This is a genomic window from Flagellimonas sp. 2504JD1-5 (assembly GCF_053618295.1).
This window is the reverse complement of the sequence record NZ_JBSIOU010000001.1, coordinates 1,056,878-1,079,655: the sequence shown is the minus strand read 5'-3', so window position 1 is coordinate 1,079,655 and position 22,778 is coordinate 1,056,878. Positions and strand designations below refer to the sequence as shown.

25 protein-coding genes are annotated in these 22,778 nt (G+C 40.4%); 11 read left to right on the top strand and 14 right to left on the bottom strand.

What is annotated here, in order from left to right; all coding sequences use genetic code 11:
* Nucleotides 1–57: 57 nt before the first annotated feature.
* The 5 genes from ACULLG_RS04905 to ACULLG_RS04885 form a co-directional block, all read right to left on the bottom strand.
* A complete protein-coding gene (locus ACULLG_RS04905; protein ID WP_452125639.1) occupies nucleotides 58–459 on the bottom strand; it encodes a PH domain-containing protein in 402 nt (133 codons plus the stop codon).
* 49 nt (nucleotides 460–508) lie between these two features.
* Nucleotides 509–2,704, bottom strand: coding sequence for a molybdopterin cofactor-binding domain-containing protein (locus ACULLG_RS04900; RefSeq protein WP_452125638.1), 2,196 nt, complete (start codon nucleotides 2,702–2,704; stop codon nucleotides 509–511).
* Nucleotides 2,704–4,227 carry a CRTAC1 family protein gene (locus ACULLG_RS04895; RefSeq protein ID WP_452125636.1) on the bottom strand — a complete coding sequence of 508 codons (1,524 nt, stop codon included), beginning with the start codon at nucleotides 4,225–4,227 and terminating at the stop codon, nucleotides 2,704–2,706. The genes ACULLG_RS04900 and ACULLG_RS04895 overlap by 1 nt, the downstream gene beginning before the upstream one ends.
* A gap of 31 nt (nucleotides 4,228–4,258) precedes the next feature.
* The gene (locus ACULLG_RS04890; protein ID WP_452125635.1) at nucleotides 4,259–5,020 is read right to left on the bottom strand and encodes a hypothetical protein; all 762 of its coding nucleotides are present in this window, start codon (nucleotides 5,018–5,020) and stop codon (nucleotides 4,259–4,261) included.
* Between the two features lie 240 nt (nucleotides 5,021–5,260).
* Nucleotides 5,261–6,016, bottom strand: coding sequence for a LytTR family DNA-binding domain-containing protein (locus tag ACULLG_RS04885; protein ID WP_452125634.1), 756 nt, complete (start codon nucleotides 6,014–6,016; stop codon nucleotides 5,261–5,263).
* Between the two features lie 117 nt (nucleotides 6,017–6,133).
* On the opposite strand from ACULLG_RS04885, the gene ACULLG_RS04880 reads away from it, so the two are divergent.
* The 4 genes from ACULLG_RS04880 to ACULLG_RS04865 all read left to right on the top strand — a co-directional run bounded on the left by ACULLG_RS04880 (nucleotide 6,134) and on the right by ACULLG_RS04865 (nucleotide 8,557).
* Nucleotides 6,134–6,973: a bifunctional helix-turn-helix domain-containing protein/methylated-DNA--[protein]-cysteine S-methyltransferase gene (locus ACULLG_RS04880; RefSeq protein WP_452125633.1), complete on the top strand. Its 840-nt coding sequence runs from the start codon at nucleotides 6,134–6,136 to the stop codon at nucleotides 6,971–6,973.
* Nucleotides 6,974–7,687 carry a 2OG-Fe(II) oxygenase gene (locus tag ACULLG_RS04875; RefSeq protein WP_452125632.1) on the top strand — a complete coding sequence of 238 codons (714 nt, stop codon included), beginning with the start codon at nucleotides 6,974–6,976 and terminating at the stop codon, nucleotides 7,685–7,687.
* Nucleotides 7,671–7,946, top strand: coding sequence for an Ada metal-binding domain-containing protein (locus tag ACULLG_RS04870; RefSeq protein WP_452125631.1), 276 nt, complete (start codon nucleotides 7,671–7,673; stop codon nucleotides 7,944–7,946). Before ACULLG_RS04875 ends, ACULLG_RS04870 begins: the two co-directional genes overlap by 17 nt.
* Before the next feature lie 68 nt (nucleotides 7,947–8,014).
* Complete coding sequence (locus tag ACULLG_RS04865) at nucleotides 8,015–8,557, top strand: GNAT family N-acetyltransferase (RefSeq protein ID WP_452125630.1); 543 nt, start codon at nucleotides 8,015–8,017, stop codon at nucleotides 8,555–8,557.
* A 13-nt stretch (nucleotides 8,558–8,570) separates the two neighbouring features.
* Here ACULLG_RS04865 and ACULLG_RS04860 read toward each other — a convergent pair whose 3' ends face one another.
* Nucleotides 8,571–9,707 carry a glycerate kinase gene (locus tag ACULLG_RS04860; RefSeq protein ID WP_452125629.1) on the bottom strand — a complete coding sequence of 379 codons (1,137 nt, stop codon included), beginning with the start codon at nucleotides 9,705–9,707 and terminating at the stop codon, nucleotides 8,571–8,573.
* A 95-nt stretch (nucleotides 9,708–9,802) separates the two neighbouring features.
* On the opposite strand from ACULLG_RS04860, the gene ACULLG_RS04855 reads away from it, so the two are divergent.
* The 3 genes from ACULLG_RS04855 to ACULLG_RS04845 all read left to right on the top strand — a co-directional run bounded on the left by ACULLG_RS04855 (nucleotide 9,803) and on the right by ACULLG_RS04845 (nucleotide 11,441).
* The gene (locus ACULLG_RS04855; protein WP_452125628.1) at nucleotides 9,803–10,504 is read left to right on the top strand and encodes an SIMPL domain-containing protein; all 702 of its coding nucleotides are present in this window, start codon (nucleotides 9,803–9,805) and stop codon (nucleotides 10,502–10,504) included.
* A gap of 38 nt (nucleotides 10,505–10,542) precedes the next feature.
* Complete coding sequence (locus tag ACULLG_RS04850) at nucleotides 10,543–11,019, top strand: DUF6265 family protein (protein ID WP_452125627.1); 477 nt, start codon at nucleotides 10,543–10,545, stop codon at nucleotides 11,017–11,019.
* 68 nt (nucleotides 11,020–11,087) lie between these two features.
* The gene (locus ACULLG_RS04845) at nucleotides 11,088–11,441 is read left to right on the top strand and encodes a hypothetical protein (protein WP_452125626.1); all 354 of its coding nucleotides are present in this window, start codon (nucleotides 11,088–11,090) and stop codon (nucleotides 11,439–11,441) included.
* A gap of 4 nt (nucleotides 11,442–11,445) precedes the next feature.
* Here ACULLG_RS04845 and ACULLG_RS04840 read toward each other — a convergent pair whose 3' ends face one another.
* Nucleotides 11,446–11,916: a CBS domain-containing protein gene (locus tag ACULLG_RS04840; protein ID WP_452125625.1), complete on the bottom strand. Its 471-nt coding sequence runs from the start codon at nucleotides 11,914–11,916 to the stop codon at nucleotides 11,446–11,448.
* A gap of 121 nt (nucleotides 11,917–12,037) precedes the next feature.
* Here ACULLG_RS04840 and ACULLG_RS04835 point away from each other — a divergent pair, with 121 nt between their 5' ends.
* From ACULLG_RS04835 to ACULLG_RS04825, 3 genes are all read left to right on the top strand, one after another.
* The gene (locus ACULLG_RS04835; protein ID WP_452125623.1) at nucleotides 12,038–14,317 is read left to right on the top strand and encodes a M28 family peptidase; all 2,280 of its coding nucleotides are present in this window, start codon (nucleotides 12,038–12,040) and stop codon (nucleotides 14,315–14,317) included.
* The gene (locus tag ACULLG_RS04830; protein WP_452125621.1) at nucleotides 14,310–15,119 is read left to right on the top strand and encodes an NAD(P)H-binding protein; all 810 of its coding nucleotides are present in this window, start codon (nucleotides 14,310–14,312) and stop codon (nucleotides 15,117–15,119) included. The genes ACULLG_RS04835 and ACULLG_RS04830 overlap by 8 nt, the downstream gene beginning before the upstream one ends.
* 102 nt (nucleotides 15,120–15,221) lie before the next feature.
* Nucleotides 15,222–15,923 carry a hypothetical protein gene (locus tag ACULLG_RS04825; RefSeq protein WP_452125620.1) on the top strand — a complete coding sequence of 234 codons (702 nt, stop codon included), beginning with the start codon at nucleotides 15,222–15,224 and terminating at the stop codon, nucleotides 15,921–15,923.
* On the opposite strand, the gene ACULLG_RS04820 is transcribed toward ACULLG_RS04825, so the two are convergent.
* Together ACULLG_RS04820 and ACULLG_RS04815 are read right to left on the bottom strand one after the other, a co-directional pair.
* Entirely contained in the window at nucleotides 15,920–16,420 is a 501-nt protein-coding gene (locus ACULLG_RS04820; RefSeq protein WP_452125618.1) for a nuclear transport factor 2 family protein, read from the bottom strand. The two genes, ACULLG_RS04825 and ACULLG_RS04820, sit on opposite strands and share 4 nt — an antisense overlap.
* Entirely contained in the window at nucleotides 16,410–16,907 is a 498-nt protein-coding gene (locus ACULLG_RS04815) for a hypothetical protein (protein WP_452125616.1), read from the bottom strand. The genes ACULLG_RS04820 and ACULLG_RS04815 overlap by 11 nt, the downstream gene beginning before the upstream one ends.
* A 64-nt stretch (nucleotides 16,908–16,971) precedes the next feature.
* Between ACULLG_RS04815 and ACULLG_RS04810 the strand changes: the two genes are divergently transcribed.
* Complete coding sequence (locus ACULLG_RS04810) at nucleotides 16,972–17,919, top strand: NAD-dependent epimerase/dehydratase family protein (protein ID WP_452125615.1); 948 nt, start codon at nucleotides 16,972–16,974, stop codon at nucleotides 17,917–17,919.
* A 3-nt stretch (nucleotides 17,920–17,922) separates the two neighbouring features.
* Here the strand turns inward: ACULLG_RS04810 and moaC are convergent, their stop codons facing one another.
* The 5 genes from moaC to ACULLG_RS04785 all read right to left on the bottom strand — a co-directional run bounded on the left by moaC (nucleotide 17,923) and on the right by ACULLG_RS04785 (nucleotide 22,774).
* Nucleotides 17,923–18,351, bottom strand: a complete 429-nt coding sequence (gene moaC, locus ACULLG_RS04805; protein WP_452125614.1) for a cyclic pyranopterin monophosphate synthase MoaC — start codon at nucleotides 18,349–18,351, stop codon at nucleotides 17,923–17,925.
* Nucleotides 18,352–18,354: 3 nt separating this feature from the next.
* Nucleotides 18,355–18,795, bottom strand: coding sequence for a molybdenum cofactor biosynthesis protein MoaE (locus ACULLG_RS04800; RefSeq protein WP_452125613.1), 441 nt, complete (start codon nucleotides 18,793–18,795; stop codon nucleotides 18,355–18,357).
* A gap of 106 nt (nucleotides 18,796–18,901) precedes the next feature.
* Nucleotides 18,902–20,485, bottom strand: a complete 1,584-nt coding sequence (locus ACULLG_RS04795; RefSeq protein ID WP_452125612.1) for a hydantoinase/oxoprolinase N-terminal domain-containing protein — start codon at nucleotides 20,483–20,485, stop codon at nucleotides 18,902–18,904.
* 4 nt (nucleotides 20,486–20,489) lie between these two features.
* On the bottom strand, nucleotides 20,490–21,572 hold the full coding sequence (locus tag ACULLG_RS04790) for a DUF917 domain-containing protein (RefSeq protein ID WP_452125611.1): 1,083 nt from the start codon (nucleotides 21,570–21,572) through the stop codon (nucleotides 20,490–20,492).
* Nucleotides 21,573–21,574: 2 nt separating this feature from the next.
* Nucleotides 21,575–22,774: a cytosine permease gene (locus ACULLG_RS04785; RefSeq protein WP_452125610.1), complete on the bottom strand. Its 1,200-nt coding sequence runs from the start codon at nucleotides 22,772–22,774 to the stop codon at nucleotides 21,575–21,577.
* Between the last annotated feature and the right edge of the window lie 4 nt (nucleotides 22,775–22,778).

Below are 22,778 nucleotides of genomic sequence, written 5' to 3'. Positions count from 1 at the left end.
TATGGGCATGGATTCTTTTTTCGGCATCTTTATGACCAACTCACGTCTCTTTTTTAACTATTGTAGTGCTATATCCGGATTAATCCGGGTAAGTTCCTTAATAAAACCTTTTTTGTCCCTCGGTGAAACCAAAATACTACTATGCTTTTTGTAGATAATATTAAGTCTATCCAATGATGCCGCCGGAGAACTGATCCAACTGTTGCTTTTGGCTATCATTTTTATGGTGGATATTTCAATTCTCCACTTGAACAAAATTCCTACTCTAATGATTAAGTCGTTCCCTTCGATTATATAGTGAACTGAAAAAAATACATAAAGAACAAATAGCAAAACCAGCACATTAATACCGACACCGGTCCAATTTCCCTGTGAAACAATTGGAATGGAAGTACCGATCAACACGGTAACAACAAACAAAAGCAAGCCATAGCTGACTTTGGATGGGTATCTCTTCATTAGAACTTATGCATTCCTAAAGATAATCCAAAACAAGCGAAGCTAAGGGTCAGGTGTTGAAATTGCCCATAATTGGCAATTTCCGAATGCGGTGCCCGGTAGCGGCAAAAATGGCATTGGTCAACGCGGGAATTGCTGGAGGTAAAGGTGGTTCTCCCAATCCTCGCGGAGGTAGGTCGTTCTTTATAAATTCAATATGTATTTCAGGGGCTTCGCCTATTCGCATCCATCGATAATCATGAAAATTGGATTGTTCTGTAGCTCCATCTTTAAATGTGATTTCTCCATACATTGCTGCACAAATTCCTTCCAAAATAGCTCCTTCCACCTGTGCCAAAGCCCCTGATGGGTTTACCACAATGCCACAATCCACTACTGCATCCACACTTATAACCTTTACTTTGTTGGCATCTGATACCTCCACAGTTACAACTTCAGCAATGAATGACCCAGCCATTTTACGCGCTGCAAAACCTCTGCCCTGCCCTTCGGGCAGTGGTGAATTCCAATTGCAATTCTCCCTGACTTTTTCAATCACATTAATGAATCGTGCATTATCAAATTCGTATTCCCCGACCACAGGCACCATTCTAGCTGGACCAATGAATTTCAAGAAATAATCAATGGGATCCGTATTATTTTTGAATGCCAGCTCATCTAAAAAGCTTTGGATTGGAAATGTATTTGCCGCAGGAGATACGGCGCGCCATTGTCCTAAAGGCACATCGCTTAAAACATGACCGTATTCGAATCGCAAATTTGGAACAAATCCTGCCGGAAATTCATATTCATCGATTTCCGTTCCTGCTGGTCTACCCTCCCGGCCTAAAGATGTTTTACGAGAAGCATTGGTCAAAATATGTTGCCATCCGGTTATCATACCAGTACTATCAAGTGTGGCGGCTAACTTTTGAACGCTCCCCGGGCGATACCAATCATGTCGTATATCTTCTTCCCTAGACCAAGTCAGTTTTACCGGTGTGCCCATTTCTTTGGATAAAATGGCAGTATCCATCGCATAATCCACATAAAACCGGCGCCCAAAAGCACCGCCACTTCGTGGCATATGAATTTTAATGTGTTCGGGTTTCAGGTCAAACAGTTTGATCAGTCCTTCTTGTAGGGCTCCTGGGTTTTGGGTTGGTGCCCAAACCTCACACATATCATCTCTAAAATCAACGGTACAGTTCATGGGCTCCATAGTAACATGGGCCAAAAATGGAACTTCATATATAGCCTCTTCGTAAGATGTTGCTTCCTTTTTTGCCAACTCAAAATCTCCATCTTCTCTCTCTATCGATGTTGAGTTAAGTTGTTGGTGGAAACTTTCGAAGATCTCCTTGGTATTTTCCTTTCTTGAATTGGAATTATCCCAGTTGATTTCAAGTTTTTGTGCTCCCTTGAATGCTGCCCAGGTTGAATTGGCAATAACCGCCACGCCATTCACAAAATTTGGGCTGTTAGACCCTATAAGTCTTCCTCCATATTCTTTATTGTCTAATTCAATTACCTCGATAACCCCATCTACGGCTTTTGCTGCTGTTGAATCAAAATCAGAGACGCCACCATCGAAAACGGGATTCTTTCGTACTGTGGCATATACCATCCCTGGCAGTTTAATGTCAATCCCGTATTCCATACGTCCGGAAACCATCTTATCCAAATCTACTTGAGGAATGGGTTGGCCGACAATGTCAAATGAATTCACGGGTTTAAATTCAACCTCCTCTGGTAGTGCTATCTGCGCTGCTTCCTTCACCAAATCTCCAAAAGGAATGGATTTTCCGGATGCTTGATGAAGCACCTTGCCATTTTTACTGATCAATTCTACAGCCGGAACATTTATTTTTTGGGATGCCGCCGCGATAAGAGCAAACCTGACCTTGGCTCCTGCTGTTCGCATTAAATCCCAATTCAAGATAATGGCATAGCTTCCGCCGGCCCATTGCTCGTCATATAGTTTGTTGAAGTCTCCTTGAACAACCTTTACTTTTTTCCAATCGGCTCCCATTTCCTCGGCCAAAATCATGGGCAATGAGGTTTTGACCCCTTGACCTATCTCTGGATTTTTGGCAATAAGGGTCACAAGCCCATCAGTATCGATGGTCACCAGCGGTAAGAACTCGAAGTTTTCAGCAGGTGTTTTTTCAGTATGGCACGATTGAAAATGTACGCCAATCACAAGCGCACCACTTGCGGATGCCGTTAGTTTGATAAAATTTCTTCTTCCAAGTGTATTTTTCATTATTCTACCTGTTTTATATGCTTCCCCTCGATTACCTGATATATATAATTCCCGTCAAGATCAGTTGCTTCTTGTTTTTTGCCGTTGGGCCAAATGATTTCAACTTTCGCAATCTTCTCGGCACCCAATCCAAAATGAATTTCTGGGGCATTTTCACTTCCATAGCCAGTCTCGCGAATAAGGTATCTGGTTTGAACAGCTCCATCTGATGTAGTGAGCTTGACCCAACTTCCAATTCCGTAACTATTGGATGCTATCCCCTTGAGTTGAAAAATAACCCAGTTGCCAGCATTGTTTTGATTGACGTAGAAATCATTGGGTTCGGCTTCTCCGCCCCAATTACATACGTATAAATCAAGATATCCATCCCGATTTATGTCTCCGGAAGCTGTTCCAGCGGAAATATGTCCATCAACCGCAGCAAGTGCCTTGTAAATCCTTTTAAAAGAATGATCAGGCATACCTGCAAAAAGGAAGTTTTGAATTTCCGGATACCCCTCCGTTCCATTGGCGATATACAAATCTTGATGACCATCGTTATTGAAATCGCCCCAGGTTTGTCCTTTTGACGGTCTTCTCACTTCGTAAGTAATCCCGTTATCTGTAATTTTTTCGAAAACCCCTGATCCTGAATTTTGGTAGAGCGCATTTTCGTCAGAGCGGGCTACATTGGTAACATATATATCTAAATCCATATCAGTATCATAGTCCACAAACGAGACTCCGTAGGAAGCATTCAGTTCTTCCACCAACATTCCTTCCCTCTGTTCTTTAAATTCCCCCTTTGGTGAATTCCAATACAAATAGTTTCTGTGTTTACCGGTGAATTTCCCGTTGCTTTTGACCACAAAATTGGCTACGTAGAGATCAGGGAATCCATCTCCATTTAGATCGCCCCAAGCGCAGGCTCTTCCATCTCCTTTGTTACTCATCCAAGGTCCTGAATTTGCTTTTTTGAACTGTCCCTTGCCATTATTTACGTATAGATTATCATCTTCACCGTCCCGATTCACAACAAAAACATCCATATCGCCATCCAGATCATAATCGCACCAACAGGCTCCTGGAGAATTGGTAAAGTTGGTGCTCAAATCGTCGGCTGTTGTAGCTGAAAAGTTTCCCTTTCCATTATTCAGATAAAGGAGGTTTGGAACCCCAAATTGCGTCGTGAAAAAGATATCCAGGTCTTGATCATTATCCACATCAACGGTATGAACAGATTCGCTCCACGCATTAACCATATTTTCTGAAATTGCAACCCTTCTAAATTTCTCACCTTCATTAAAATGAATGGTATTTCCCAAAAGTTGTGTCGAATCTACCTGATTGGCCACTATAACATCGAGCAGCCCATTGCCGTCCAAATCCGCAATGGACACTCCGCGAGAACCTTGTGGTGGACCTTCGGTAGGCGCACTTTTAAAGCGAAAATCTTGAGCTGTCAGTTCTGATATGCAAAAGACCCACAAAAGAAAAATTGTCAATCGTATCACCCGTTCATTTTTTTCGAGGCCAATACCCATTTATGGATTTTGGCAGTAGTTTTTCAGTTACTCAATCCCCTACATTTTCAGCGGGTGGAATAAATAATTTAGGGTCCGGCACTTGATTATCTCCTATTAATGAAATCATTTCATAGGTCACTGCCCCATTTCCTGTTACGGCCCAGTTTGGAACTCTAAGATTCCCGAATTCTTTCATAGGCCCGAATGTGTATTTATATTGCGTCGTGGCCCAAACTAGCGGTTCATTTTTACCATTCAGGACGATATGACCATGGTATTGATTGTCTGGACCATAAAATTCTATTCTTCTAACTCCAGGAAATTCTTCTTCTCCAAATTTTACTTCATAATTAGAATCACTGTTTGCTACCGCTCTCGCAATGCGATAGATACTATACGGGGCTCTTTCCATTGCATTATTGAATGCCTCATCACTTGTATAGCTAAATTCTCCATTTATTATATTCCAATATTTGTGCTCTGGACTATAAGCCCTTATCCTGGAGTATGTTTCATTTTTCATGGTTACCCAAGAACGTGGGCCAGTTAAATCCAAAATTTCATTTTCGAGATATGAATCCCTATCCCAGAAATACCATCTATGCACAAAATGAACACTTTTAAGTTGCGACCATATTCTTGTGCCTCCCATTGTATTGACCATAGCTTCTAAATGCTTAACTGCTATTGAATCACCACGTATACCTTTGTTGTTGCTTTGAGAAAAAACATCATTTATGAAAAAAAGAGAGATAAGTACTATTGTATAGCAACAAATTGTGAGCTTTGATTTGTTAAATTTAGATTCCATTTTCCAAAATTTGTTTGTTGTTAAAGTGTTGTACTTAATGCCAACAAAGACATATCCACATAAGCAATCACTCCTTCTTCTCATGAATTTACCGTTAATACATGCGAGCGTATATTATTTTCCGTTTTTTGATTTTGAATGAAGAATTTGATGGATTTTTCCAACACCTAAACTTACCCAATACACTAGAAGAAAAATGGGTTTTGCAGTAAACTGACCTGTTTTTGTCAGTGAATGGACTTAAAGCGTTCTGTCCTTAAAAAAGTGTGTGATGTCTTTGATAAAACTTTTGCTCACCCTCCGTTTGGTGCCATCTTTCATAATAACCTCAAGGGTACTTCCTGTTCCCCTTGCCAGTTCAGACACAAAATCCACATTGATAATGGTTGACCGATGAATCTTTTTGAACGTGTTCTCAGGAAGCACATCATAAAACGATTTCAAAGGTTTCCGCATTAAAAAAACACCTTCCGATGTAAACAACTTAGTATAATAATCTTCTGCGGCCAACCAATGAATCTGTGATGGTTCACAAAAGTGTTTTTTTCCACCACGTGTTAATTCAAAAAGCAATGGGGAAGCTATTTTTTCCTCCTTAGTCCACCAAAGTTTATCAATTACAAACCAAAGGATTCCGAAATCAATCAAGGTCCAAAACACAAAAAAATATCGGTACACCCCATATTTGGAGCCTGGTAAATCCAAATAAGGACTAACGGTTGAACTAAGGTTAAAAAACCAGCCAAAATGAAGAGCAATCCATACGAATCCTATGCCTACAATAAGCGCTCTTCCATATGACATCTTTCTAAATCTTTCAATAAGGGTTTTGAACATCAAAAAAATCAAAATCCACGGTAACCAAATAAGTGCTTGCCAGACTACTACATGCAAAAGTGTGACCTGGTCTCTTGTAGCATATTCCCGCCAATAGATCAATATGCCCAAAACAAGGGTAATTGTGGTCAATAGCGCTAAAAAGTTTTTAGTCTTCATACTATATTAGTGCAATATTGGATTTACATGCTATTTTTTTGATAGATCTCAAGATAGCAAGAATCGGGTTTTGAACGAAGGAAGTTGGCAATACTTTTGGAAAACAAATTAGAAGTTATGGAGAGTCAAGAAAACATCAACTACAATCGAATTGCCAAAGCCATTGCCCATATCAATGCCAATTTTAAGGAACAACCTTCTTTAGATGAAATTGCAGAAAAGGTACATCTAAGTCCCTATCACTTTCAACGTATGTTCACCGATTGGGCAGGCATTAGTCCCAAAAAATTTCTTCAGTATATAAGCGTTCAGCATGCAAAAAAGGTTCTGGGCGAGCATAGCGCCACACTTTTTGACGCTGCAATGGATACAGGATTGTCTGGTACAAGCCGATTGCACGATCTGTTTATTTCCATAGAAGGGATGACTCCTGGCGAATTTAAAAATGATGGAGAAAACCTCAATATCAATTATAGTTATGCGCAGAGTCCTTTCGGACTGGTGGTAATTGCTTCGACTGCAAAAGGGGTATGCCATATCTCATTTACAGAGGATGAAGAAAAGGGACTGTATGAATTAAAAACCCAATTTCCCAGAGCAAATTATCACCAAAGGGTAGATCAAATACAAGCCAATGCATTGATGGTTTTTGGTAAAGACTGGAGCCAAGTTTCCGACATCAAATTGCATTTAAAGGGAACAGATTTTCAGCTGAAGGTTTGGGAGTCATTGCTCAAAATCCCGAAGGGAAATCTCACCACCTATGGGAAAATTGCCAAGATGGTGGACAAACCAAAGGCATCGAGAGCGGTGGGGACCGCCATTGGTAGCAATCCTATTGCCTACCTAATCCCATGTCATAGGGTAATTCAATCCTCTGGCGGTTTTGGAGGGTATCGATGGGACAGTACCCGAAAGACAGCTATTATTGGATGGGAAGCTGCACAAGTTGAATAGATGGAGCCTCTGAAAAGAAAAATAGCTGAAATACCTTGGGAAGGTGTACAGCAGGAATTGCACAAACAAGGTTATTCCGTTATTGAAAATATATTGGATGACGAAAGTTGCAGTGCGCTCATCAAAAATTTTGAAAACGACAAACTGTATCGAAAGGTTGTTGATATGGAGCGGTTCCGGTTTGGGAAAGGGAGATACAAGTACTTCAAATATCCCTTGCCTGATTTAATTCATCAATTGCGAACCTTTGTTTATCCAAAACTAGTGCCGGTCGCCAACCTTTGGATGAAGAATTTGAAATTGGATGTTTCTTTTCCATCCAAACTAGAGGAACTTCATATCACATGTGGCAATAATGGGCAACATTTGGCCACACCTCTAATCTTGAAATATGGAGTGGGAGGATTCAATACTTTGCATCAGGATTTGTATGGCGAGGTCTATTTTCCTATGCAGGCTGTACTTTTCTTGAATGATCGAGATGTTGATTACACCGGAGGTGAATTTGTATTGACACAACAAATTCCAAGAGCACAATCGCAAGCCATTGTTCTCCGTCCAAAAAAAGGATCAATGTTATTGTTTACCACCAATTTTAGACCGAGCCAAGGTAAAAAAGGTCATTATAGAGTGGCCATGAAGCATGGGGTGAGCAAAGTTCATTCAGGAGAACGGCATACGTTAGGAATCATTTTTCATGATGCTTCTTCCTAATATGATTACACACGAGGACTTGACCCCATCTGAGCTTTTTCATGCTCTAAAACGTCAAAAAATACAATGGGCAGGTAACAGGAAGTTAAAAATATACGGACAGTTACATTGCAAATCAGGCAAACGAATGAAAGTAACGAACCGTGTTTTCTTCTCTTCGGAAGAAGAGGCTTTGCAAGAGGGATATAGACCTTGTGGACATTGTATCCGAACAAAATATACAGTTTGGAAAAACAATAGGGTTATCTTTGAAAACTAAAATCAGATAGCATGCAAACTTGGTTGAACCCCATCGTATTGGAAGGAGACTTAGTAAAATTAGTCCCAATGGAAACTTCTCATATTTCAGCTTTGCTGGAAGCGGCATCAGATGGTAATCTATGGGAATTATGGTATACCTCCGCCCCTTCCGCGGACACTGTTGAAAGTTATGTAAAGAAAGTATTGGAGGAGCAAAAGTTGGGTGTATCCCTTCCTTTTGTTGTCATGGACAAAGTAACAAGCGAGGTTATTGGTACAACAAGATATCTAAATGTTGATTCGAAAAACAAACGCGTAGAAATTGGTGCAACCTGGTACGCCAAACGTACCCAGCGAACTGGAATCAATACCGAATGCAAATATTTGTTACTTTCTCATGCATTTGAGACACTAAACACCATAGCGGTTGAATTCCGAACACATTTTCATAACCATCCATCAAGAAATGCCATTTTACGACTAGGGGCCAAACAGGATGGAATTATCAGAAACCATATTGTGGACCACAATGGGCTTCTTAGAGATACGGTGGTATTTTCCATTTTGAACAGTGAATGGCCAACGGTTAAAAATTCGCTGGAATTTAAAAGGAGAAGGTCCTATTCGTAGTATTTTCCAGCGGTTACTTTTGTGTTTGTTCTAGAAGTTTGGCAAAATTATAGCTCGCCAGTTCCAAGTTTTGAGCGCTGTTCCGCTTTGCCTTTTCCAAAGTCCCAATTTCATTTAGTATTGAGGTAACATATTGCAACCCCATAGCTTCCATCTCATCTAAAGAAACTAAAACTGATCCACAGAGCGCAGCTACGGGAATGTTCTTTGCTCTAGCTGATTGAATCACCCCATCAATGGTTTTACCGGAAAGTGTTTGACCATCGAGTTGGCCTTCACCGGTAATAATCCAATCTGCACCATCAATGGCATTGTCAAAATCTGCTATTTCTTTTATTAGATCTATGCCTGAAGTTAATTGCGCATTTAAAAAGACCTTTGCTGCGGCGCCCATCCCTCCTGCTGCACCAGCACCTGAAATATCCTGAACATTGATTCCAAATTGTGTGTAAATAACCTTGGCAAAATGTTGCAATCCTTTGTCCAAAAGAACGACTTCATCCGGAGAGGCTCCTTTTTGAGGTCCATACACATAAGCCGCTCCTTCTTTCCCATAGAAGGGGTTGTTGACATCACAAGCTACCTTGATTTTGACGTTTTTAAGCTCAGGAAGTACGTTTGAAACATCAATTTTTGAGACTTGGCTTAGGTTTTCTCCTATTGGGGAAAGTTGGTTTCCCTCTTCATCTAAAAATTGATACCCCAAGGCAGATGCCATTCCCATTCCTGCATCGTTGGTTGCACTTCCACCGATTCCTAAAACAATTTCAGTGACACCTTGTTTTATAGCATGATTGATTAGTTCCCCAAATCCTAAGGAAGTGGTTTTCATGCAATTCAGTTCGTCCTTAGCCAGTAACTTATAGCCGGAAACTTCGGACATTTCAATAAATGCAATTTTCTTTTCTTTTGAAATAAGATATCCTGATTCAATAGCTCTAAAAAGCGGGTCTTTGACCATCACCTCAATTTTGGAAGCTTGCAAATAATGTTGTACCACTTCCATGGTGCCATCACCTCCATCGGCCAAGGGCATATGAATTAAATCGGAATCCAGAAACACCCTTCGAATCCCTTTCTCCACGATTTCGCAAAACTGCTTTCCGCTCAGTGATCCTTTGTATTTGTCTGGCGCTAAAATGAACTTCATGTCATTAAAAATAAGACTTCTTTTTTAGTCAATTTATAATGGCACATGTTTTGCTTCCCCAAGCAAAGTATTTACCTTTAAATAAATTTCATATCATGAAAAACACATTAACCATTTTAATATTCTTCAGCTTTGTTATGGCTACTTCTGCACAAACCAAAAACTTTTTAGACATCCCTTATCTGGAAACATCTGCTAGGGTAGACACCTTGGTCACTCCCGATAAAATCTATTTGAGCATTACAATACAAGAAAAAGATTCCAAAGGACGGAAATCTGTGGAGGAACAAGAAAACAAGATGGCACAAAGTCTACGTGCCCTGGGTATAGATTTAGACAAGCAATTGGTCATCAAAGATTTGAGCAGCAATTTTAAAAAATATTTCTTACGACAAAAAGCTGTGCTTAAAAGCAAACAATATTCCCTTTTAGTCCATTCAGGAAAAAAGGCAGGTGAAGTAATGGTGGCTCTCGAAAAATTGGATATTGCCAACACCCATCTTGAAAAAACTGAATATTCCAAAATGGATGAGTTGGAGCTCGAACTCAAATCCAGAGCGGTTAAAAAAGCCAAGAAAAAAGCGGAAGCACTTACAGCGCCTCTTGGACAAAAAGTTGGTGCCGCCATTCATATTATGGATACCTCGACTCCTTACTATCCAAGATATAATCAAGCTCCTCGCATGGAAATGAAAGCAATGTCTATGGATATGGCCGAAGCTGAACCCTTGGATATCGATTTTGAGAAAATAAAGGTGGAGACTTCGGTAAATATCAAATTCGAATTGTCCAAATAAATAGTGTTGCTTCGTCTTTATTAAAAAGATGAAGAACTATGAGACTTTTAATTTGCTTTTTACTATTTGGTTTTGGCTTTAGTTATGCCCAAAACACACTTCAATTAAAAGAAAATCAGCAATCCCCCGATGCTTCCTTGGATGACGTCTCCTGGATAACTGGTCATTGGAAAGGGGAGGCTTTGGGAGGTATTGTCGAAGAAATTTGGAGTCCCCCACTGGGAGAATCCATGATGTTTTCCTTCAAACTTGTAAATGATGGCAAAGTTTCCTTCTATGAATTTGGACATATTAAACAAATAGATGCAACACTCATCTTACAGCTCAAACACTTTCATGGTGATTTAAAAGGATGGGAAACCAAGGATGGAACCGTTGATTTCAAACTTGTGAAACTTGAAAAAGACAAAGTGTTTTTTGAAGGCCTGACCATGGAAAAAACCAGTAACCATGAATTGCGGGTTTTCGTAGTTGTCAATTCCGAAGAGTTGGCATTTAGTTATAAACGTTTCTGATTTGAAACACCATTGAATTCCAGCATTTTGCAAAAAAGTACGATATTGTAGTATCCTAAATCAAGAGTATGTCCGAAAAGCATTGTTTGGAATGTGGTGAGAAGTTGATAGGTAGGGTCGACAAAAAATATTGCTCCGACCATTGCAGAAACGCCTATAACAACAAACTGAACAAGGATAGCAAAAATCTGGTCCGAAACATCAACAACAGATTACGTAAAAATTATAGGATTCTAGCTAGTTTTCCATTAAAAGATGGTAAGACCACGACCACCAAAATGAGATTGATTGACAAAGGTTTCGATTTTGAATACATCACCAATCTTTACACCACAAAAAAAGGAAGTACATACTACTTCCTTTATGATCTTGGATACTTGCCTTTGGATAACGACCGCTACATGATCGTTAAACGGGAGTAAATGATTACTTCCAATTTTGCGCACTCAATTTAAGTGCGGCTATAACGATATCTTTTCTGCTAATTTGCCCGACCAAAATATCATTTTTCATAACGGGTAATCGACGTCTGTTATGCTTGTCGAAAACCCCAGCAGCATCAAAAATGCTCATATCGTGCGGAATGGTCTGCACGTTTTTGGTCATAAAACGCTCTACACTTTTATCCAGTATGGGTTGGTTGAAATATCTACTTTCTGAAATCTGCTTCATACAATCAGCTTCAGAAATAATTCCTACCAAAAACCCATTTTCATCCATTACCGGACCTCCGGAAATATGATGCTTGGCAAAAGCTTCCATCACTTCCAAAATAGACTGCTCTGGAGCAAAAGTCACCAATTTCTTGGTCATATAGTCCTCAACAAGTATCGGGGCCTTATATTCTTTTTTTGAGGAATCCTTTGCTCTAGCACCTCGAAAACTTTTAATTGCCATAGTGCTGATTTTTAAGGTTGAATCTTAAATATAGGATTTTTCCTCGTAAAATTTAAATTTTTGGGTTCAAATGCACAAACCTCTTATAATTTCCTATTTTTATGTGCCAACGCAATAAACAATGAAACTTTCCCGAACACTTGCCTTTCTTTTTCTTTTATTGGCCGTTTATTGGAGCTATAAATCATTAATGCCTTCCTATAAGGCAGATTTGGATGCTTCACCAACTTCGTTTTCAACGGACAGAGCTCTGGTTCATGTTAAAAACCTATCCAAGGAACCTCATGCCGTCGGCTTTCCGGGTCATGCAAACGTCCGAAGTCATATCATTGCTGAGCTTCAAAACATGGGCCTTGAAGCTACACTACAAGAAGGATATACCGCAGGCGACTGGGCCAATCTAAGCAAGGCTACGAATATTTTGGCCCGAATCAAGGGTTCTGGAAATGGTAAAGCTTTGCTTTTACTGTCTCATTACGATAGTAATCCACATTCCTCACTCGGTGCCAGTGATGCCGGAAGTGGTGTAGCCACTATTTTGGAAGGAATACGTGCTTTTTTGGCCGAAAACAAAACACCAAAAAACGATATTATCATTCTTATTTCAGATGCTGAGGAATTGGGTCTAAATGGAGCGGACCTTTTTGTGAAAAAACACCCTTGGGCAAAGGACATTGGGCTGGTTTTGAATTTTGAAGCTCGCGGTAGTGGGGGCCCCAGCTATATGCTTATTGAAACCAACGGTGGCAACGGTACCTTGATCAAGGAATTTACCGCCGCAAACCCGAAATACCCAGTAGCGAATTCTTTGGCCTACAGTATTTATAAAATGCTTCCGAACGACACTGACCTTACTGTTTTCAGGGAAGATGGTGATATAGAGGGTTTTAACTTTGCCTTTATCGATGACCACTATGACTATCACACAGTTCTTGACAGTTATGAGCGTTTGGACAAAAATACCCTAGCTCATCAAGGAAGTTATTTGATGCCCCTACTTCGTTACTTTAGCGATGCCGACTTGAATAATCTAAAAACCAGCGAAGACTATATCTACTTTAATCTTCCCTATTTTAGATTGGTTTCCTATCCGTTTGGATGGATATGGCCCATGTTTGCCATTGCACTTTTTGGCTTTCTCCTTTTGTTGATTCTTGGTTTTAAAAAGCAAAAATTGAGCATGATTGGGATGCTCAAAGGATTTTTACCCCTTTTACTATCACTTACCGTAAATGGCCTTGTTGGTTACTTCGGCTGGAAAGCCATAAAATGGTGGTATCCCGGTTTTAGTGATATGCTGCATGGATTTATGTATAACGGGCATTTATATATAATGTCGTTTGCCCTGATATCACTGGCCGTGTGTTTTTGGTTTTACCATAAGTTCCGGAAACTGAGCATCTCCGAGCTTTTGGTTGGCCCAATTGTTATATGGTTGCTTGTGTGCGGATTGGTATCGGTTTACCTGCAAGGTGCAAGTTTCTTTGTTGTTCCTTTGTTTGGGTTGCTTGTTGCACTAATGGTTGCCATCAATCAAGATGAACCAAGCCCATTCTTGCTTGTATTTCTGGCGCTCCCTGCGATTTTCATTTATGCTCCTTTTATTAAAATGTTTCCAGTAGGTCTTGGGTTAAAAATGCTTGTTGCCACAACCATTTTTACCACGCTTCTTTTTGTTCTGGTCCTTCCATTTTTTGGACGATTTAAAAGCAAAAACCGATTGGCTTATTTATCCCTCTTCCTTTTCTTCGTTTTTAGCATTGCGGCCCATATCAAAGCTGATTTTAATGAAAATCGACCTAAACCAAGCAGCCTGCTATACGTTTATGATGCCGACAACAATAGTGCCGTTTGGGCCACCTATGACAAACAGTTAATTGATTGGAACGGACAGTTCTTAACGGACAAATCCAAAATTTCCGAGTCAGAAGGATTTAAAACCCTTGCCAGCAAATACGGTTCTGGGTTTACCTACACCGCCAAAGCGCCAAAAAAGGATATTGCAATTCCATGGATAGATACGGTAAAAGATACAATCGTTGGCGATAATCGTATCCTCGAATTGTGCGTTACTCCAAAAAGGGATGTGAACCGACTGGACATTTATGCTAATTCGATAAAATTCAGTTCAGTTAAAGTGAACAAGATTGCCTTATCGGACAATTTCTTAGAAAAGCGAAGAAAAAAATTGGTAACACACTATATCAGTAATAATGATTACACCGAGTTGGAAATGAGTTTTCCCAAAGATTCTGTTTTGGAGCTCAGTTTTTACGAATCATCCAATGATTTGCTAAGCAATCCGGATTTTACTGTTCCAGAACGACCAGAAACCAGCATACCCATGCCGTTTGTGCTCAATGATGCAATTTTAGTGACCAAAAATCTCAGATTTGAATAAAAAAATAGGTGTTATGGGCTGTGGATGGCTGGGGTTCCCTCTTGCCATAAAACTGGCCGACAATTTGCATGACGTTCATGGCACCACGACCTCCAAGGAAAAACTTTCGGTATTGGAAGATCATGGAATAACTGCCTATGAAATTGCCTTATCCGCCACATCAATTGCAGGTGACATTCAAAATTTCTTGAGGCAAGTAGATTTTTTAATCATTAATGTACCCCCAAAACTTCGAAGTGGTAATTCAGAGAGCTTTTATGATAAAATGAGGTTGTTGCATCGTGAAATAAAGAAGAATTCTGTTACACATATTATTTTCGTAAGCAGTACGGCCGTTTATGGCAACATTGAAGGTGAGGTGACGGAAGACTCCATTCCCCAACCTGCCACTGAATCAGGAAAACAATTGTTGGCATCCGAACAACTCTTCGCTCAAGATAAAGAACTCAATACAACCATCATTCGTTTTGGAGGGTTGATTGGCCCCAACCGTCATCCAGTGACTATGCTGTCCAAAAGGAAAAACCTCACCAATGGGAATGACCCTATCAACTTGATCCATCTGGACGATTGCATCTACATGATAAGTACCATTCTTGCGAACAACTATTGGAGAGAAATTTTTAATGCTGTTTACCCCCTTCATCCAACCAAAAAGGATTTTTATACGCGGGAAGCAATAAAAATGGGCATTACACCTCCTGATTATTCTGAAAGCCCTCCATCCAAATTAAACAAGGTTATTGTAAGCAAAAACTTCACGAATAAGTCGCATAGCATGAACACTTCTATCATTTCATGAATTGATAAATCCTAATTCTGTGTTTTATCGATTCATATAGTATTCTTTAACAGCTTAATACCAATTATTTTTTTAGTTTTGGCGCACCAAAAAACATGAGAGATGAGAAAATTTGCGGTGTTGATGCTTTTATTCATAGGTTTCAACGGAATTTCACAAAGCAATAACGAGCTTACCGAACACTATAAAGCATTTTACAATGAAATGCGGTTACAGGGTGATATTAGTGGTGTCATCAATGCGCTGACACACCTAAATGTACTTTCGCCTTCAACAGCACGTAGAGACACATTGGCTTTTGTTTACATGAACAACGGTCAACATATGCAAGCGTTGAACACTATAGGGATTGAAAAGAAAACTGATGATTCTGATTTAGCGGTACAAGTAAAAGCGGTTTCTTTAAAAGCATTGAACCAACCCAAAAGAGCTTTGGAACATTTTGAGGTGCTTTTCACCAGAAACCCATCTGCCTATTTAGCGTACGAACTGGCCGATTTAAAAATCCAAGTCGGGGATAATGATGGTGCTTCTACAAACATTGAATATGGTATTGTCAATGCCAAGGATGACCAAAAATATGCCTTCTACGAAAGACAACAACCTTATGAGGTTCCGTTAAAGGCAGCTTTTCACCACCTAAAAGGATTGGTAATCTTCAATAAGGATAAAACCAATATCGATACGGCCATCGCTTCTATTGATGAAGCGCTCAAGATTGATCCCAATTTTAATTTGGCAAGTTTGAGCAAGCAGGCTTTAGAATCGCGCAAGCAACAACCAGAGGCAGAAAACAAAAACTAGTTCTTCTTTTTAAGGTCAAGCAGTAAAAGACTGTCTTTTTCCTTTTTAAGTTGAATAATTTCTCCAACATTTTCGTTGGGAACAGCAATTGAAAGTACATAGTGGGCAATTTTCCATTGCCCATTTTCTTTTTTAATTACTCCCGATCCCCTACAAAGTTTCATTTGGGTATCCAAAAGCTCATCGAACCATGCGATGTCATTTGCTCCATTCAAATAGATGTTTCGTTCCACTGCTGTAAAACTCCACGCTCTTCCCCGGTCAAAATAGGGTTTTGAAAACTCTCGAAATGCCTCGTTTTGCCAATTTTCGGTTGCATCAGTGCCAATAAAAACACCATCCGAGGTCATCATTCCAAAATAGGCTTCATAATCGGCATTGGCCGCTGCTTGGTGCCATTGGTCTAACAGTCCGGCTATTATCTTTTTCTCATTTTCTTGAGCGTTAAGACCTAAGCAAAGGGCGATTGCAACCCATAAAAGTATCCTACTCTTCATCCAGAATTAATTTTTCATCCAATTGGCTGTTCAAAACCACATTAAACTGTCTTCTAAAGGCATTGTATGCGTCCAACATTTCTATAGTGGGCTCCGTGGCGTCTTGGTTGTTCAAAATACTGGCCTTTACTTTTAGAAAATAGGTTTTAAGCACCCGTTGCCTGCTCTTGATCTGAAAATCGTCGAGAACACCAGGGTAAGTAGAAGCCGCCAAGAGTTTTTCTTTTTCGATAAGATCATCAATGGCCAGAACAAGGTCTTCGTTGTTCCTTGCCTTGTACAACACATCAAAACTACTGGATAGGGTTTTAAACTCTACCCAACTTTCCACTAGTTTGGTAGCTTCTGGGTTTAATTCCAGTTTTTTTGGCATTTTTTGGTAGTTGAATGCCAGGTCTTCACCTTCTACTTCGTCAGGAGCTACTTTATTATTTTTACAGGCCGCCAATAGTAAAATAACGGCAACCCAATAGGACAATTTTCGCATAAGCGAATGTACAAATTTTAATAAAGGCTATCTTTGCGCCTTGATACAATTAACTTCATTTTAAATGCAGAAACCCATTCTTATTCTTGGCGCCTGTGGACAAATTGGCACGGAGCTCACCATGGAACTTAGGGCCAAACACGGTACTGAAACTGTTATAGCCAGTGACATAAGAGAGGGCACAGAGACACTTTCCAATTCAGGCCCTTTTGAAATATTGGATGCCACCAATTATGAAGCAATAGAAGATGTGGTAATGCATTATGAAATTGATGAGGTCTATTTAATGGCCGCCATGTTGAGTGCCACCGCGGAGAAATTTCCAATGCGGGCATGGAACTTGAACATGAATTCACTTTTCAATGTGCTGAATTTGGCAAAGGAGAAAAAAATAAGCAAAATATTCTGGCCATCCAGCATTGCCGTTTTTGGTCCGAATACTCCAAAGGAAAATACAGCCCAGAATGCAATTATGGAACCCAGCACGGTTTATGGTATAAGTAAACAAGCTGGAGAACGCTGGTGCGAATATTATTTCAACAAATATGGTGTGGATGTTCGAAGTGTTCGCTACCCAGGATTGATCAGTTGGAAAACCATGCCCGGTGGTGGAACTACAGATTATGCTGTGGAAATCTATCACAAAGCTTTGGAAGACGGAGAATATAATTGTTTTCTTGATAAGGACACCAAACTTCCCATGATGTACATGGATGATGCTATCCGAGCCACCATCAGCTTGATGGAAAGTTCGGCAGAAAATCTAAACATCCGATCGTCATACAATCTAGGAAGTATGAGTTTCAGTCCGCAGGAAATTACAAAGAGCATACAATCCCATATTCCAGATTTTAAAGTGACTTACAATCCAGATTTTAGGCAACAAATTGCGGATTCTTGGCCAAGCAGCATCGACGATTCAGCAGCCAAAGCAGACTGGAACTGGCAGCCACGATTTGATCTTGACAGTACTACTAAAGAAATGTTGGAAAATTTAAGAAAGCCGCAATAAATTTCAATCCCGATTGATATCGGACTTGCCCCCAGTTTTTTTCAAGAGTTTTATGTGGTGAATCTCAACTCCTTTGTCAATAGGTTTGAGCATATCGTACATGTTTAGGGCAACAACACTGGCTCCATGCATGGCCTCTACCTCCACCCCTGTTTTATAGAAGGTCTTTACAGTTATGATCACCCTAATCTCCAAACCATCAATGGAATAATCTATAGCGCAGTTTTCCACTGGTAACGGGTGACAATCCGGTAGCAAATCAGCTGTTTTTTTTACACCAAGAAATCCCGCGGCTTTGCTCATGGCAAACACATCGCCTTTTGGGACAGTTCCACTTTTAATGGCCGTTATGGTTTCCTCTAAGCTAACTTTGACCACGGCTTGTGCAATGGCAGTCCTATGGGTAGATTGCTTTTGTGTGATATCGACCATAGATTATGTATTTATTTTCCATTGATAGGAATCATCTTCAAATAATTCTTTCCCAAAGACCGGAACCTGAGATTTTATTTCTTCCACAACATATTCCAGCGCTTCAAAAGCCGTTCTTCGGTGGGGTGATGATACAAAAACAAAAAGGCAAATCTCACCAACACCTACTTTACCTAAACTATGGTAAATGTGCATGCATGTGATATCAAATTTTGAAAAGGTGTTTTCTCTTATCTCATGGAACTTAAGATTGGCCATGTCTTCATAAGCAGTATATTCGATAGCGCCAACGATTTTCCCTTCAATTTCATCTGCACGAACTTGGCCCAAAAAGATATCATGTGCTCCAATTTCTGTCTTGGATTGGTGTTTTGCAATGGAATCTGCAATAAAGGATGGCGCAATGGCCCCATTTACAAACACATTTTTTACTTTCTTTTCCATAGAAGCATTAGTTTCTGCTAAGGTAACTAAGAAAAATCAAAAGGGTTTGATGTTTTAAGCAGTCAACAACAGCTTTAATACGGATTGAATTGATCAATCTGCCTGCCTACTTTATTAAATCTGCACAAAGTTTCACTTTCAGTTTAGTTGCTCCTGGCAGATAGGCAAGCGGTATTGATTCTTTGGTCAAAACCTTAACGCTGTCTTGCAATGCTCCATTTTTTAGCAGCTCATTCTTGACCCTCTGAAGCAGGTCCTCCAAAGCTTTGCTCTCTTCTTGTTGCATGGTATTAATGACCATTTCTTCCTCATAACCAATTTGGGCAATACATGCTCCGAAAGCATTGGCCACTTCCAAATTTTCTGGAAAAATCACCTTTGATGCGCCATTGATTTCTTTTGGTAGCAGGAATGCCCCTCCACCACAAGCTATTACCGGAATTTCTGTTGAATCTGTCTTTAGTTTATCCACCAACTGTTCAATGGTGGACTTAATCTGGTGTTTTACAGCAATTAGTGCTTCTTCATATGAGATAGCTGCATTTTTTTCTATTGCTTCGCGAAGGATTGATGCATCCCTGCTTCCCTCAATTTTCAATTCATCATTTGCTAAAAAGAAATCAGAGAGCGTTGGCGTATTCCCACCAAAAGCTATGGCCTTTTCTTTAAGTTGGTACCCAACGGAATCAGGACCCAGCTCACATTTCCCTTCTTTAAAACGCACAATGGTTCCTCCTCCAATCCCAACAGCCACAACATCGGGCATTCTAAAGTTGGTAAGCACGCCCCCAATTTGCGCGGCTTGGGTACTTTCCCTAGGAAAAAAATTGACCAAAACTCCGCCATCCGAAGTAGTTCCTCCCACATCAATAACAATTCCATTTTCCACTTTTGATAATGCTCCAGCTCCACGAATACTATTTGTAGGACCAGATGAAATGGTTAGCACGGGAAAGTCTTGTACTTGTTCCAAAGACATCAATGTACCATCATTTTGTCCAATGAACATTTGAGACGAAAGACCCAACTCGTGGACTGTATTTTTAAAAGCATTTACCATTTTCGAAGCTACATTTTGCAATGCCGCGTTTAAAATGGCCGCATTTTCCCGTTCCAACAACCCTAGGCCGCCCAATTGGTGGGAGCAGCTTGTTCTTATTTCAGCGCCTAGAATTTCTTTGGCCCAAGCAGCTACCTGTAACTCCTGATCAGGTAGGGTTTTGGAAAAAATACCCGTTATGGCCAAAGACTCCACTTGACCTTTCATGGCGCGAAGGTATTTTTTTACTTCTTCTTCATTTAATGGGCTTATCAATCGACCATCAAATTCATAACCTCCATGAACCATATAAATATGTTCTCCCAGTAATGTTTTTAAATTCTCTGGGAAGTCGGCCATTGTTGGTATAGAGCTGCTCGCTGGAAGACCAATTCTAATGGCCCCTATCTTATTCAGTTCTTTTCGTTCCACCAAAGCATTGGTACAATGTGTGGTGCCCAACATGATGTATTTGATATCTGTTTTGGGAATGTCCACTTTTGAAATGACCGCATTAATGGCATTTCTGATTCCACTACTCACGTCCAAGGTGGTTGTTTGTTTGGTTTTGGCCAATATTTTATTGGTATGCGATACTAATACGGCGTCAGTATTGGTACCTCCTACATCAACACCAATTTTATAGTACATAAGCTTAATTTTTATTCAATTCCTCTATGGGAATAAATTTTTCTTCATAACCAAATTTTTGTGGGCCTCCAAGAGCAATGCCCTCTGGTGTTCGCCATTGTTTATCGGCTTTCATCCCTAAAACCACTACGCGTGTTCCAAATTGAACAGCCTCGGCGGTGATGGGTTGCCCATTTTCTGCATCGATGAGCACAATCAAATCTGGGGTAATGGCTACAGGAAGACCGTCTTTTTTCGCCATCAAAAACTCGTTTTGAAAGTCCAACTCCATTTTGGAACCTTGATTTTCATCCAGTCCCAATATCTCGCAAATACCTTTATTCCAGCGGCCCTCAGTTTTGATGGTGACATTGCTGATTTTCCCGGTGAACAATTTAATGGCCGATGCTTCTTGGATCAATGAATCCAGTGGGGTTTGATTTTTATCTTTTGCATCTAGTATCGCTTCTCCGAGCTTTTGAGCGTAGCTCACAATACCATGCACCGCCGCTTTTTTGACCTGCGCTCCGCTCATAGGATAGCACCCAATGGCACAACTACCTCCCATTTGGATTGTTGTAGCTCCAACCAAGGTTTCTCCCCAAACATTATCGATGGTATGGTATATGTTCCTGTTCCCTTTTTCGTCTGCTTGGGCTATTGGTGAAACTGGAATATCATGTAGGGTGAACGTTACCATTTCCAAACGGGGAAATGCCCTCCCCATACCATCGGCATCCACTATGGGAATGTTTTTTTGAGCAGCCACGGCAAATGGGATGACACCGTTTAACCCACCCGCTTCGGCAGGCATTACGGCATCTATTTTTTTGCCCAAATATTCCTCCATCATTTCAAAAGCCTTTGTGAATTCATTTCCTGAAAAAAGTTTTTCCACCAAAATCATCGGGGCTCCAAAAGCAGCTATAGGCACCACTAAGGCATCATCTTTAAGTTCCTCAGCACCGATTAGATTCACCTCACCATAGTTGTCCATGGCCTGTTTTACCAAAAGCTTCCCAATATATGGGTCGCCACCCCCACCTGTTCCGAGAACGGTGGAACCCATGGCTATATATTCAATGTCTTTTGTTCCAATTTTTCGCATACTTACTTCATCATTTTTTTTAAGATATAATACCCCAATGCAGCAATCACAATTCCTAGAATGTTCTTGATTGAGGAGTCCATTATCAGCATGATTGTTACTCCAGCGCCCCAAGAGCATATTCCTTTCCAGTTGATTTTCGCAGCTTCCTGCTGGTATGTTTTGGCGATGTAATAATCCGAAATCATGACTCCTGCTATTGGCGTAATTGTGATAGTGAGCAGGGTTATGAAGCTCATGAAATGAGATAAAATTCCAATAGCTGCAAGTACTATTCCCACGATACCAACCAGCAAAGTAGTTTTGGAGCGCGAAGCATCACTTAATTTGAAAAGGTCATTAAAGGCCAGTCCGGAGGAGTAGATGTTCATAACATTGGATGTCCAAGTAGCCAGGATAAGAATCGACATTGCAAAAAATGGAAACCCTAAGCTGGAAAATATTTCAACGATGTCATAGGTTCCTTGCGTAATGGCCAAAATTGCACCAATGGCCAACAGGCATAGTGCCGAAGGAATAATTCCGAAGATGGAACCTAAAACGGCATCCTTTTTGGTTGCCGCAAAGCGATTGTAATCTGGCGAAATCACACCTCCGACGGAGATAAATCCAATGGTGAGACCTATTGCCTGTAAAAAAGGCATTTTATTCTCAGGTTTAAAGTCCAGTACATCTTGAAAGCTATGGGTATTAAAGGTGATGACAAGACCATAAATCAAAAGCAAAACAATGGCAGGTACGGCTATATAATTGAGCCATTTCAAATATTTAAACCCAAAAACTGCGGTAAGTACCATGATGATGCCCCAAAAAACCGAGGTTATCCAAATCGGAATATCAGGCCCGCCCATTTCCAATAGAATTTTTGAAAAAGAGGCTCCTGCAATATTGCTTTGGATTCCAAACCATCCCAAGGTCGACAAACCAATTACCAAGGCAACGATTATTTTCGCCCCATTCTCGCCAAAACTACTTGATGCTAGTGCTACGGTAGCTTTTCTTCTATCTACAGCCGCCATACTCAACAAAGACATAAAGAGAACCACAAAACCAAAACCTATAAGGCCTGCCCAAATAGACGTGCTGAAACTCAGGGCGCTTATTAAAGAACTGCCAATAAGCAGGGCAGGTACGCTTACAATGCCACCGAACCAAATCCCGGCAAGGCTGTACCATTTTGTATTTGCTTGATTGTTTTCCATACTG